This is a genomic window from Flavobacterium sp. ABG (assembly GCF_001027725.1).
GTDB lineage: Bacteria > Bacteroidota > Bacteroidia > Flavobacteriales > Flavobacteriaceae > Flavobacterium > Flavobacterium cupriresistens.
In genome coordinates, this window is sequence record NZ_LEKS01000022.1 from 1 (window position 1) to 14356 (window position 14356).

The window sequence follows — 14356 nt, forward strand, 5'->3', positions numbered from 1 at the left end:
TCCGGAAAAATTCATCATGTCTACGGACCTACAGAAACAACCGTGTATGCTACTTGTTATGCTGTTTTTGAGATCTCAGATTCAGCAACAACGATTCCAATAGGTAAGCCTTTGACCAATACCAATTTGTATGTTTTAAATCCTTCATTAGATCTAGTACCAATTGGTGTAATTGGAGAGTTATGCATTGGGGGATCAGGTGTAGCCAGCGGTTATCTGAATCAGGAAGAATTAACGAAAGAGAACTTTATAGCGAATCCTTTTGTTGAAGGAGACAGAATGTATAAGACCGGTGATTTAGTACGTTGGTTAGCTGACGGAAATATAGAATACATCGGTAGAAAGGACAATCAGGTAAAGATTCGCGGATACCGCATCGAGTTGGGTGAGATTGAAAATGTATTGTCTTCATTTTCAGAAATTATCCAGTGTTGTGTTTTAGTCAGAGAGGATGAAGTTGGGAACAAACGTTTGATCGGTTATGTAGTTTTAGAAGGTAAATTAAATACAACAGATTTACAGGAACGCTTAAGAGTAAGTCTTCCGGAGTATATGGTTCCGATGTTCTGGGTTGAGATGGATCAGTTGCCATTAACCTCTAATGGTAAATTGGACAAGAAAGCGTTGCCGGATCCGGATAGTTCCGAGTTATCCAGTAAAGAGTTTGTAGCTCCGGGTACAGACCTGGAAAAACAGTTGGCTGTTATCTGGCAGCAGTTGTTGGGAATAGAAAAAATAGGGATTCATGATAATTTCTTTGAGTTGGGTGGACATAGTTTATTAGCAATAAAACTAGTTGCAAAAATTAATGAAGTATTGGATTCGAATACAAATATTATGACCATATTTGAATATCCAACGATATCTAATTTTGTAGAGAATATAGATTCAATGCAATCTGCTAAGGAAAATATCTTAATACCTTTACAAAAGAAAGGTAGTAATAAAGCGATATATTTGGCTCCACCAGGAGGTGGAACAGTTAACTGTTATATTGAACTAGTCAAATTACTGGGAGATGAGCAACCGGTATATGCATTTCAATCCCCGGGATTAAATGGAAAATCTCCAGTTTCAGAATCTATTGAAGAAATGGCTTCTAAGTTTATAGAAGAAATGCAAAAAATAGATCAATATGGACCATATCGACTTGGTGGATATTCCCTTGGAGGAATACTGGCTTATGAAATGGCAGTGCAATTGCAAGATAAGGGATTTGATGTTGAAGAATTATTGATTTTGGATAGTTCTTTTATGGGATTTGACGTTGATAGAAGTGAAAATAAGGAACGAGATGATTCGTATCGCAGTTCATTAAAAATACTTATTCAAGCCATGTTCGGAGATGAATTTAATTGGTCTGATTTAGTGCTTGAAAACAAAACAGCAGAAGAACAAATCGAGGCTGTGAGTAAAGTGTTAAGTGACTCCAAACTAAAAATTAATGAGGATGAAGTAAGAGGCCATTTAGAAGTTATTTTCCGAAACGAAAATTACATTTATATAGCCAAAAACAAGCCAAAATTAAAGGTGCCAATTATTCTGTTCAGAGCAATGTATACTGAAATAGAAAGTGAAATTGAGAATAAAATAATAACGGTTGAAAATGATCTCGAAGAATTTGATTACGGATGGCAAGAGTATACTACTGAACAGGTAATAGTACATAATATTCCTTCTACCCACATCACGTTATTAGACAACACTTATATCAAAGAAATTTCAGATATTTTAATAAGTTTAAATGAGCTCACGTCAGAAATACAACAAATAAATAATTAAGTAAAATGCAAAAACAAAAAAATAAAACATAAATAAAGAGATACTAATTTTTTTAGGGATGACGAACAAACTTTCTCTAACACATACAGGAGAGTGTATACGAAATGTAGAAAAGTTGAATTTTAGGGGGCAAATAAAGTTTTTGACCCTATAAAAGATTTCCCGAGTTATCCATACTTCATTCCTAAAAAACATTAGTGTCAACAGCTATCGTAAGTAATAAAAAAGAAAAAAAGCTTTCTATTTAAGCTTAATATTAAACTATTTGAAAAAAATGAATAATCAGAAATTGTTTCTAAAGCCAAATGTAGTAATTGAACCATTGTTTGATAATTGGTATGCATGGAGTCACTTGATTTCTCCTGCCACCAGTGCAATGAATATAACGGGTCGAAATTTAAAAATTATGAACTCCTATATTCAGGCACCTTCAGCTCATGCTGCGGCAGTTAAAAACCCTAAAATGTTAGGAGGTCCTTTTATTGATTATGGTGGAAAAAGGGTTGACGAAATCGAGAAATTAAAAGAAGAAACTCTAGAGAAACAAAAAGATATGATTGCTTTTAGTGAAGCGATCAAGACTCTTGACACTCTTTTGAAAAACAAAGCAAAAGGGTATTCTTTAGATCCATTGTATGATGAAATTCCTGAAATACTTAAAGGATATGTAGAACTTTATTATGATCTGAACAATCAAGCTTCTTTTCGATTTTTTGAACCACTTTTGTATCATAGCAAATTTTACAATCCAGCTTCACAAAGTATATTATTGTGGTTAACAGAAAATGATGAGCGTCCTTTTGTTTTAAGTACACCGCGTTTAGCAGATAACGAAAAAATTCATTTGAATATTCCATTTAGCCACAAAGGTCTGGATGCGTTGAGCAAAATGAAGAAAAATCCGGGCGATTTTGATTCTATAAAAGAATTATTAGGAATTAGTGAAGAGCAAGCGCCTCTCTTTGAGTCCTTTTTTACTACTGAGGCTCCAAAAGAGTACAATAACTATGAAGGAGACAAAGTTAGAATGAGATATTTCGGTCATGCTTGTATTCTCGTGGAAACAAAAGAGGTCAGTATAATGTTAGACCCCGTAATCAGTTATTATGGATACCCTCAGGAAGTAGAGCGATACTCCGATATGGATTTGCCGGATAGTATTGATTACGTTTTGATTACACACAATCACCAGGACCATATTTTATTTGAAACCTTAATTCCTTTACGTCACAAGATTAAGAATATTGTAGTGCCCAGAGCATCTAATGGTGCTTTACAAGATCCAAGTATAAAATTGATGTTAAATGCTATTGGTTTTGACAATGTGATCGAAATCGATGAGATGGAAGCAATCAAATTTAGTGATTGTGTAATAACCGGTGTGCCTTTTGTTGGAGAACATTCGGATTTAAACATACAGGCAAAAATTTGCCATCATGTAAGTGTTGGAGATTTTAAAATGCTTTTTGTTGCAGATTCCTGTAATATTGAGTCCAGATTATATCAGCACGTTCAAGCAGTTTTAGGAGATATTGATGTTCTTTTTCTGGGAATGGAGTGTGATGGTGCTCCTTTATCATGGCTTTATGGTCCGTTGTTAACAGAGAGTTTGCCTAGAGATAAAGATATATCGCGCAGATTGGCCGGTTCTAATTTTGAAAAAGGTAAGGGACTTATTAATGCTTTTAATGCAAAAGAAGTATATGTTTATGCCATGGGACAAGAACCTTGGTTGGAATTCATTAGTAGTATAAAATATACCGATGAATCCAATCCAATTGTACAGTCTAATATCCTTATCGAATACTGTAGAGAAAAAAACATTATTTCTGAAAGACTTTTTGGAGAAAAAGAAATTTTTTATAATTACTTAGATGTACTGGTATAATTAAAAGTAGAGATCTTGCATATCATATTTTGCAGCATTAAAATACTAGCACGAGAGATATTCGCTTGTCTTCTGATATAGTATAGATTGAAAATTTAATGGATTAATACCGATGTTTTAGTTTAAGAATCTAAAAATTGACTAAATAAAAAAGCTGCTTCTGATGCATTTCAGAATGCAGCTTTTTATTGTTATACTTCTTCGATGCAGTACCTTTTTTTACTGTATTCTCAGATCAAGGATTCGGTGGTGTAATTGTATAATGCCATCATACAATCGGAAATATTTGATGCGTTTTTGTTTTTTAAAAGGCATTTCCCAATATTATTTTCAATAAAAAAAAGCATTCAAGTTGATTTTCCCAGGCCGAATGACATCTTTAGAGGCATAAATGGGAATCTTTGAGAAAAGAAAATAAGATTTTTACATTTTTATAAATTGGTCATCAGTTTCATATTAAAAACGCCACAATCTGTAAGGTGTTGCTTGTTAGTTAGTTATTTATTCTTAAGGCTTTTCTTAAAATAAAATTACGACTTGTATTTTGGTTTGTAAGTAAAATTATAAAAAAAACAATGTTTTTCATTAGGAACTTTCCTATTTCCGTTTGTTATACTTAAAACAAAAGCATGTCGAAGAAAAGAGTTGTCGCATTTTTAACAAGAAAGAATTTGATAGACAAAAACTTCGATTTTGCATTTGGTTAAAACTTATTTCAATACCGTATTGCAACAAATAAAGTACAGTGTGAATAAGTAAAAAGAAGGTTAAAACGATAATAATAGTAGAAATGTCTAACTTAAAACTTGTAATAAATGGATCATTAAAATAGATTGCTTTTCAATAGAAGAGAAAGAATGTACTTATGTCAAGGGTAGTATAAAACTATCTAATTTAATAATATTTTAAATATAAAATTCATGAAGCATATCATTTTAGCATGCTTTTCTTTATTCAGTTTACGTATGTTTTCCCAAAATGTAACTGTAGCCGTAGATAGTAAGATAACCCTCAAAGAATTATTTAAACAAATTGAAAATCAGACAGATTTAAATTTTTCAGTTGCAGATCAAATTGATACAAATCAAAAATATTTTACAAAAGAAGATATTTATAAAGATACACCGATAAATGAGCTTGTTGTTGCGCTAAACAAGAGCTCTTCTATTGAATTTTCAATTGCAGGGAATTCTATTTTAGTAAAACAAAAAACTTTAAATACAACTAAAAAAAGTAAGTTAAGTGGACAGGTTCTCGACGAGAGTAATCAACCTGTAATAGGTGCTAATGTTTTTATAAAAGAGCTAGCAAGAGGTGTTGTGACTGATGCAAATGGAATGTTTTCTATAGAATTGGAAAAGGGGAGTTATACGGTTCGGATTCGTTCTATGGGTTTTAAAAATATAGAAGAACTGGTTACAATTTCGGATGATATGACAATGAATTTTGTTATGAAAGATGATAGCCAACAATTGGAACAGGTAATCATAATCGGTACGAAAGCAGTTGATATCAAGAACCCTCAAATGAGTGTCAATAAGCTTAATATGGAAGAGATAAAGAGGATTCCGGTTGTTATGGGCGAGGCAGATCCTTTAAAGGCGATCTTGACATTACCGGGAGTTACTAACGGAGGAGAAGCTTCATCAGGATTTAATGTTCGCGGTGGTGCTGCCGATCAGAATTTAATTCTTTTGGATGGTGCTCCGGTATACAATGATTCTCATTTGTTTGGTTTTTTCTCTGTTTTTAATGCAGATATTGTTAGTGGATTGGATTTATACAAGGGAGGTATTCCTTCTAAATTTGGTGGTCGTGTTTCTTCTGTTCTTGATGTGAGCCAACAAACTGGAAATTTTGAAGAATACAAGATAAATGGAGGTATTGGTACGGCATCCAGTAGGTTATTGGTGCAAGGCCCTGTAAAAAAAGACAAAGGTTCCTTTATTATAGCAGGACGTGCTTCGTACGCTCATTTATTTTTGAAAGTGACAGATATTAAGAGTACTGCTATGTTCTATGATCTTAATGCAAAGTTTAACTATCGATTGAGCGCCAATAACACGCTTGCTTTCTCGGGATATTTAGGGAACGATACATTTGAAATAAGCAAACGATTTACCAATTCATATGGGAATACAATGGGTATCTTAAATTGGACCCATAAATTTTCTGATAAATTAGATACAAAGCTAGGCGTCTTTTATAGTGACTATAAATTTAGTCTAGGAATTGAAATGGAAGATTTTGAATGGAAAAGTGCTATTAAGAGTTATGGACTTAAATACAATTGGAATCATTCTTTATCAGAAAAGTTTAAACTCAACTATGGAATTGATGGTTTGTATTATAATTTTAATCCGGGTGTTTTAGAACCTACAACTTCGGATTCTCAGGTTAATTACAGACAACTTGACAAAAAGTTTGCGTTGGAAACTTCTGCATATATTGATTTTGAACATCAGATTACTAAGAAACTTAACCTTCGTTACGGATTGCGTTATAGTATGTTTTATCGTTTAGGTGCAGAAGAGATCAGCACCTATGAAAATGATATGGCCGTAGTATATAATCCAATTTATGATATTTATGAACAAGGTACTCCAACAGGAACAGTTTCATACGGAAGTGGAGAAGTGATAAGCAGTTTTAATAATTTTGAACCGCGTTTTGCATTATCCTACGCTTTTAACGAAAACACTTCAGTAAAAGCAAGTTACAACAGGATGGCACAATATGTTCATATATTATCCAATTATCAGTCCCTATCACCAATGAATGTTTGGACACCTAGCGGACCATTTACCAAACCTCAACTATTAGACCAATATGCGGTAGGATATTTTAAAAATTTTAAGGATAATGATTATTCTTTTGAAGGAGAGTTATTCTATAAGAATGTTCAAAATCGTATGGATTATATTGATGACGCAAGTATATTAGGAAATAATAATATCGAAAGAGTTATTCTGAATGGTAAAGCCAGATCTTATGGTGCTGAATTATTATTTAGAAAAAACACCGGTAGATTTACAGGATGGGTTTCTTATACGTTGTCTAAAACGGAACAAAAAACTCCAGGTAGAACTGCCGACGAGCCAGGTATCGCAAACGGGAATTGGTATTTATCAGGATATGACAAACTGCATAATTTAAATATTGTGACAAGTTATGCATTAAGTCCGAAGTGGTCTTTTAATACCAACTTTGCATTGCAGTCCGGCCAGCCTGTGACGTATTCGAATGGTTACTATGAATTTGGAGGTAGAAATATACCAAATTATGGAGTGAGAAATGCAAACAGACTACCGGTTTATCATCACTTGGATATAGCGGCAACTTATACGCCAAAGCCGGATAAAAAGAAGGGATGGCAAAGTTATTGGGTATTTAGCATTTATAATGTTTACGGTAGAAAAAATGCTGCTTCAATGACGTTTACAACAAACGATGATACAGGAGATAATGAAACAAGAAAGTTATCCATTTATGGGTTTGTACCTGGTATTTCTTATAATTTTAAATTTTAATAGCATGCAGAGATTAAAAAAATATATGTTAAAAGGTAAAGGATTGGCTTTGTTTAGTCTTCTTTTTGTTTTGTTCTTTACATCTTGTGAAGAGGTCGTACACCTGGATTTGGATACTGGAGAACCTAAAATAGTTATAGATGCCGAGATACAATGGAAGAAAGGAACAAGTGGCAATAATCAGGTAATAAAGATCAGTAAAATGGCTCCTTATTACAGTACAACTACACCAAAAGTTTCCGGAGCGCAAGTAAGGGTTGAAAACACTAATGGAGATGTTTTTACTTTTACGGAGTCTGCACCGGGTTCCTATGTATGTACTAATTTTGTTCCCGTTATTAATATGGAGTATACTTTGTATGTAACAGTAGAGGGACAAAGTTTTACGGCAGTTGAAAAGTTAACTTCTGTAACTCCAATTAATAGGGTTGAACAGACGCTAATGCCAGATATAACAGGCCCGGATTTAATTGTGCTGACCTATTATTTTAATGATCCGGTCGATCAGGAGAATTATTATCTGGTAGATTACACAGGAGACTTTCTGCGTTATCCTGAATACACTTTAATTGATGATGAATCAACAAATGGAAATGTTATGAATACCAGTTTCGCAGATGCGGATATGAAGCCTGGGAAAACAGTTGCGATTGTACATCGTGGTATTTCTAAAAAGTTTTACAATTATATGAATCTAATATTGAGAGCGTCAGGCGGAAATGCCTCTTCTACGCCACCAAGTAACATTAGAGGAAATATTGTGAATAGTAATGACGCTAAAAATTTCGCATTAGGATATTTCAGGCTTTGTGAATCCGATACGATTTCTTATTTAGTAGAATAAAAGGTTTTAATTATTGAGGTTGGTTTTTAATTACATCTGGTATATAAAATAATTTATACCAGATGTTTTTTTTATAGTATAAGTAGCGATTTTTTTTTGCAACAAGAAGTTACAGATGTGTCTTTTGCTCGCACTGTCTTCTTGTAATATTGTAAATAGGTTAACCAATATTTATCCTTACTTCTTGCTTTCACAGAGCTTTTGGACTTGATAGCATGATTTTTTAAAAAAAAACTGGCTTTCTTAGAATAAATTTTCTCACCAGTAAGAGTTCAGTCCTTAGTGTTAAAACAGTTATTTTCAGAATGTTCTACATCTTAGAAAATCAATTTTCAAAAAACACACAAAAGATTCCTGTAAGAGCAGAGGATTTTTATTTGCAAACATGAAAAACATTGCTATATTTGCAACCGCTTAGCACAACAAAGCGCAACAAGACAAGCTTCGGGGAGATACTCAAGCGGCCAACGAGGGCAGACTGTAAATCTGCTGTGTGAACTTCGCAGGTTCGAATCCTGCTCTCCCCACTAAAAAGTCCTAATTTTCATTAGGGCTTTTTTTTGTTCTTTCTTTTTATAGTAATTCCAATATTTCTACTACTGCTTTTCAAAGTTTTGACAGAACCTGGATCAAGTCCGAAAGTTGTGGGGAAGTAAAAATCTCGCAGAGTCGCAAAATCGCAAAGTTTTAATGAAAAAACAGAAAAAAGTTTGAGACTCTATACTATTTTTAGAAATCCAAAGCGAGAAAGTAGAAAACAGAAAGGTGGAGCTTAAAAACAGGAAAAAACTTAGCGGCTTGGCGTCTTTGCGAGATCGTCAAAGCGAGAAGTTAGAAAATTAGATACTTAAAAAGCTCTGGTCAAAAAGTATATAATCTGCTACTTCTAATAAAAGAAATTTCTAAAAATTATTTCACAACTTTTTAACTTGATTCGAAATTACAGAACTACAAGATATTTGTTCCTCCAAAACAATATGTCTTGATCCCGAATTACACGAATTTTCACTAAGTTATTTGCGAATTGCAAAATAGCTTAAATCCTTTTAATCCTTTAATCAGTGGCAAAATTCCCCGCAAAGAATCTCAACAATTAATTCGTAAAAATTCGTGTAATTCGTGTCCAACTTTTTATTACATTATTTTGGCAATTAGCTACTCAAAAAGAAAAATCAAAACAAGAAACTAGTTTGTGTATGAATAACATCAATTTCCATTGGAATCATGTTAATTTTTCTTTCGACAATGGTCTCACCTAAAGAACCAGCAATTTCACTATTAAAATTCACTGTATTAAAATTATAAGTAAGCCACTTTCTTTCTCTGTCTGAAAGCAGTGGAATTTTAGAAATCGGAGTATCAATGTTCTCTTTTAAATTTTTCAACCAATTTTTAAAATTCATTAAAAAATCAGAAACAATGGCACTGTCTATAAATTTTGGAGAATGACTAACTAAAATTTCATAATCTTTATTCTCCAGCTTTTCTATTTGAAATGACAATCCATAATTTAAATCCGCTTCTGTCTCCTCTGCTCCATAATTAAAATGAAAAGGGACATTACGTACATCAGCAGCAAAAAAGGAATCGTCTTCGGAATAGCTAATACATTTATAAACCGTCTGCACTTCTTCTCTGACTTCCTGAAGAAATTCTTTTATTGATTTTTGGGCAATACTGTCAAATTCGTAACCTACCGATACCGTCTTAAAGTCCAAGTCTATATTTGCCGCTATCCTGTTACAATCCTCAAAATAATGTTGAAGCAGTATATTGTACAAACCGATTAACACAGTGTATTCTGCTATCGTATTTCCAGCTGTTAACTCATAAAAATAAGAAAGATCTGAAGCGTTTATTATCATACAATCTATCGTAGAAACTTCAGAAACACTTCCTTCATAAGAAGCAATCTTGCTTATCTCTCTATGCCAATTTTCTCTAGTAGTAATCTGATTGATTTGTTGCATTGCGTCTCTGTTTATTATTAAATTATCTCACTGAAAAATGGCAAACAGGATAAGAGAAAAAACAAGAAACCTATTACTATTTTATTCCCTTATGATTTCATCAATCTCAGTTTCAAATGTTTATTCTAATTATTTCAGTCAACCAATTTAACACTAAGGTAACAGAGATATAGGTCTAAAAATTACGGGCTTTTGATCTAATAATTACGGTCTTCAGAAACTTGCAACAACGCTCCTAAATAAAACAACTAATATCACAATACATGGAGCTTCCATACCGAAGCAATACTAAAAGAAAAGGAAATAGGAATTTTGGATTTGGAAGAATTATGCCAAACCACTTCAATCATTGAGGTAAAAATATTGAGTTTTACCAGACTTTGCTCCATCCGGATTTTACTAAACAGGATTTAAAAATTAAAATAAGCCCTGTCGCCCTTGTGCATGAAGGTTGATTGTAACTTCAATTCTGGTTCCTTCATTTGTTTTTGAAATTACGATAAACTTCCCATTCAAAGAATTTACTCGGTCTCTCATATTACTTAATCCAATGCCTGCTTTTCTGCTTCGAACATCAAAGCCAACACCATCATCTGTAATGGTCAGTTTCAGAATATTATTTTTCTTTTTACTGATCTTTACTTCACAACTTTTTGCGTTAGCATATTTATTGACATTTAAAATAGCCTCCTGAATAATTCGGTACAAATTTATTTTGTAAATAATCTGAATACTTCTCCATTCGATCCCATCATTATCCAAATAATTGAACTTGGTTTCCGTAATTTCCTTTTGATTTTCTATCAAAGCCATTAACAAGATATTAAAATCACTATGCTCCAAGAACGAGCTGTGACTTAAGCCATGTGAAACCGTACGTATTTCATTTTCGATATTTTGCAATTCAATAATGTAATATCGTCGCTTTTCTATAATTTCAGCATTGTTCTGTGAATTAAAAAAGCCCAAATTCATTCTGACACTATAAATTTTATTCATTATGCCATCATGTAATTCTTTCGCTATTTTTGTCTTTTCGTCTTCACGTGCTGTATTAATTTTCTCCTGTTGATCGGTCAATAATTGATAGATAACCTCATTGGCCAGCTGCTCCTTTTTAAAGAATCGCATTTCCTGATTTTTATATTTCAAATAGCGAAAAAGGATAATTATTAACAGTCCCAGAATTAATACAAAGGAGGTGATTAAGATGTAAAAATTTCTCTTGGTCAGAATCTTATTTTCGTCCTCAATTCTTGAAGTCTCATATTCGATTCTGGAGTACTTATCGTGTGCATTTTTCTGAATGGCATTAATGCTGTCACTTAATTTAATGTACTCATTTGTATAGTATAAGTTTTTCTTTTTATCAATTTTGTAAAGTAATCTCAAAGTGGTCAGAATCTCATTACTGCTTTTTAGTTTAACAGCCAGTCGATTTGCTTCTACCAGAATCTTAATAGATTGTGCCGTATCTTTTTGAGACAAATAATACTCTCCTATACGTATCTTTTTATATAGAATATCCGGTTCTAAACCTATACTATCGACTATTTTAAGGGATTCAAAAAGCATTGAACTTACATTCTTATAATCTTTGCTTTTCATTTTTGAATAAGCCAGATTGCTTAAAACGTTCGCATACAATTTAGGCCATTTCTTCTTTAAGTCTTCGGTTACTAATGGGGTTAGCATTTTTATAGACTTATCGTATTCGCCTTCTAAATCATGCAGATTACAAACGTTAATAATAGAACTTACATTATAATTGTTAACATGAGCTTTGTCTGTAATTTTCATTTTACCGACTACTTCCAAAGCCATGCGATGGTATTTTAAAGCCTGATTGTACTTAACCAGTTTCTCCAGGCAATTCCCCATTAAAGTATTACAACTGTAAATCAGTTCGTAATCTTTGGATTTTTTTAAATATTGTAAAGCTTTAGAAATTTCAACAGTACTTTCTATATAATTACCGTCATAAAATAAAACATAGCCTTTGTTGAATAACATTCTGGCAACATTATCGTTGTCATGAATTTTATGGTATATTTTTTCAGCTCTAAGATAATAGTAGTATGCACTGTCTTTTTGTGTATTTTCATAGCAATCTCCTACAAAATAAGAGGACTTTGCCATTCTGACACTATCACTAGCCAATTTTGATAATTCTAAAGCTTTCAAACTAACCTCTAAAGATTTTTTTGATTTATTAATATAATAATATTCTGACGCAATTTCTAAATAAGCATCCCTTACTGCCGAATCATTCTTTTTCTTTTTTAAGACAAGAACCCGATAATCTAAATAGGCCTCTTTTTTATTGTTTTCAAGATTACAAACGTAATTTTTATCAAACAAATCCGTTGGGCTACTTTCAAAGCTCAACGTATCATTTTTCTTACACGAGAAAAAAAGGAGAAAAATAAAATAATAAGGAACCCGGGTCGAAATAGCCAAAATACAATTGTTGTTTATAATCTCAAATATAACATTTTGAAATAAATCGGAACTTAATGATATTAATAATTAGCAAATAAATTTTTAGTGTCTTGGTGGTTTCGGATTACTTGGGTCGCCATAATGTTCCCCGTCACAATTAGTTGGTGCTATCTCCCTTTTGATACTGCTTGAATCCAATTCGCGCGCAAATGCATCTTTTTGTGTTTTTAAATTTTTAACTTGCTCACTTTCAATATCATCATTTGAACATGAAACCATTGATAATGAAGTAAAAACAAGTCCCAGTAAGTAGAATTTAATTCTCATAAAATTGTATTTTTTTATTAATCATGAATATTTGGTAAAAAAAAAGCTTTATTTTTTCTAAATTGTACGGGATTTCCGTAACATTTTAACTAGATTTGATGTAAATTGAGATTACAAATTATGGGATTAAACATTTTAATAGTTGACGATCATCCGATGACCGTCGATAGTTACATTAACCTACTATCATACAGTAGCTTACAAGAAAAAAACTTGCATTTTATAAAAAGTTATAATTGTGAAGAGGCATATAATAAAATAAACTTATACGAAAAACAGAATAGTGTAATACACTTTGCGTTACTGGACATTAGCATCCCTCCTTATAAAGATTTAAACATTAACAGTGGAGTTGATTTGGCTTCTCTTCTCAGAAAAAAATTTCCTTTCTGTAAAGTCGTTCTTCTTACCATGCACAGTGAAGCTCTGACGGTTGATAAAATAATTAAAGAAATAAAACCCGAAGGATTTATCTCAAAAAGCGATATCAATTTTGAATTATTTCCGGTCATCTGTCAAAAAGTTTTAAATGGAGAATTCTACAAAAGTCCAACAATAATAGAATCACAAAGAGAATTATTAAAGAAAAATATAAACTGGGATAATCATGATAGTCAAATTTTGATATTATTGGCAGAGGGCGTAAAAACGGTTAATCTACCCAATTACATTCCATTATCCATGAGTGCTATTGAAAAACGTAAAGCCAATATAAAAGACCAGCTTTTAGAAGGTAAAGGTGGAGATAAAGACTTAATCGACAAGGCTAAAAAATTAGGTTTATTGTAATTCTTAAACACTTATAAATGAAAACAACAAGAATTTTATGCCTGGGTCTAACCTTATTCTTTTCTTTTAACAGTCATGCCCAAAAAGAAGAAAAAGATTTGATCAAACAAACTATCGAAACCTATTTTGACGGCTGGATGACCGGCGATACATTAAAAGTTGGAAAGGCAATGCATGCTTCCTGCCATTTAAAATTCATCAAAGACGATCAGATTACCATAATTAACAGAAAAAACTATCTGGCCGGGTTTAAACTTCGTCCAAAAATGGAAAATACCAAAGGTTCTATACTCGATATCAATTTTACAAAAAATGTCGCTTCTGCAAAATGTGAAATTGAGACTCCAAAAAGAGTATTTACTGATTATTTCAATATGATTAAACTAAATGGGGTCTGGTATATCGTTGATAAGATTTCTACAAATTTTGAAAAAAAATAAGACTCGTTTCATTTCCCAAAATGCCGCTAGACATGCTAACGAAAAACGACTCTCATAAAAAAGTCCCGTCCTAAAATAAGTTGACACAAAATTGGCTTATTCAGAACGAGACACAAACACAACAAAACATTTTATACCTATTCGGTTGTTCAAATCTTTTTTAAACACGAATTTCACGAATTGGCACTAATTTTTTTTGCCACGGATTAAAAAGATTTACACAGATTTTTTTTCCGCGAATTACACGAATTGACGCTAATTTTTTATTAATTAAAATTTTAATTCGTGCAAATTCGTGTAATTCGTGTCAACCTTTTTTTTGCCACAGATTTAAAAGATTCGCA

9 protein-coding genes and 1 tRNA gene are annotated in these 14356 nt (G+C 32.4%); 7 read left to right on the forward strand and 3 right to left on the reverse strand.

Going from position 1 to position 14356, the window contains the following annotated elements; all coding sequences use genetic code 11:
* From AB674_RS18765 to AB674_RS18785, 5 genes are all read left to right on the forward strand, one after another.
* Nucleotides 1–1782, forward strand: a 1782-nt coding sequence (locus AB674_RS18765; protein WP_047778820.1) for a thioesterase domain-containing protein, incomplete at its 5' end; no start/stop codon positions are given.
* A 274-nt stretch (nucleotides 1783–2056) separates the two neighbouring features.
* Nucleotides 2057–3670, forward strand: a complete 1614-nt coding sequence (locus AB674_RS18770) for an MBL fold metallo-hydrolase (protein WP_047778821.1) — start codon at nucleotides 2057–2059, stop codon at nucleotides 3668–3670.
* Nucleotides 3671–4590: 920 nt separating this feature from the next.
* Nucleotides 4591–7200 carry a TonB-dependent receptor gene (locus AB674_RS18775; RefSeq protein ID WP_047778822.1) on the forward strand — a complete coding sequence of 870 codons (2610 nt, stop codon included), beginning with the start codon at nucleotides 4591–4593 and terminating at the stop codon, nucleotides 7198–7200.
* Nucleotides 7201–7204: 4 nt separating this feature from the next.
* Complete coding sequence (locus AB674_RS18780) at nucleotides 7205–8044, forward strand: DUF4249 domain-containing protein (protein ID WP_047778874.1); 840 nt, start codon at nucleotides 7205–7207, stop codon at nucleotides 8042–8044.
* 446 nt (nucleotides 8045–8490) lie between these two features.
* Nucleotides 8491–8571, forward strand: a tRNA-Tyr gene (locus AB674_RS18785).
* A gap of 645 nt (nucleotides 8572–9216) precedes the next feature.
* Here the strand turns inward: AB674_RS18785 and AB674_RS18790 are convergent.
* From AB674_RS18790 to AB674_RS18800, 3 genes are all read right to left on the reverse strand, one after another.
* A complete protein-coding gene (locus tag AB674_RS18790; protein ID WP_047778823.1) occupies nucleotides 9217–10014 on the reverse strand; it encodes a hypothetical protein in 798 nt (265 codons plus the stop codon).
* Nucleotides 10015–10431: 417 nt separating this feature from the next.
* Entirely contained in the window at nucleotides 10432–12402 is a 1971-nt protein-coding gene (locus tag AB674_RS18795; RefSeq protein WP_240478111.1) for an ATP-binding protein, read from the reverse strand.
* Nucleotides 12403–12558: 156 nt separating this feature from the next.
* The gene (locus tag AB674_RS18800) at nucleotides 12559–12783 is read right to left on the reverse strand and encodes a hypothetical protein (RefSeq protein ID WP_047778825.1); all 225 of its coding nucleotides are present in this window, start codon (nucleotides 12781–12783) and stop codon (nucleotides 12559–12561) included.
* Between the two features lie 120 nt (nucleotides 12784–12903).
* Between AB674_RS18800 and AB674_RS18805 the strand changes: the two genes are divergently transcribed.
* The gene (locus AB674_RS18805) at nucleotides 12904–13572 is read left to right on the forward strand and encodes a response regulator (RefSeq protein WP_047778826.1); all 669 of its coding nucleotides are present in this window, start codon (nucleotides 12904–12906) and stop codon (nucleotides 13570–13572) included.
* Nucleotides 13573–13589: 17 nt separating this feature from the next.
* Nucleotides 13590–14012: a nuclear transport factor 2 family protein gene (locus AB674_RS18810; protein WP_047778827.1), complete on the forward strand. Its 423-nt coding sequence runs from the start codon at nucleotides 13590–13592 to the stop codon at nucleotides 14010–14012.
* The last annotated feature ends 344 nt before the right edge of the window (nucleotides 14013–14356 follow it).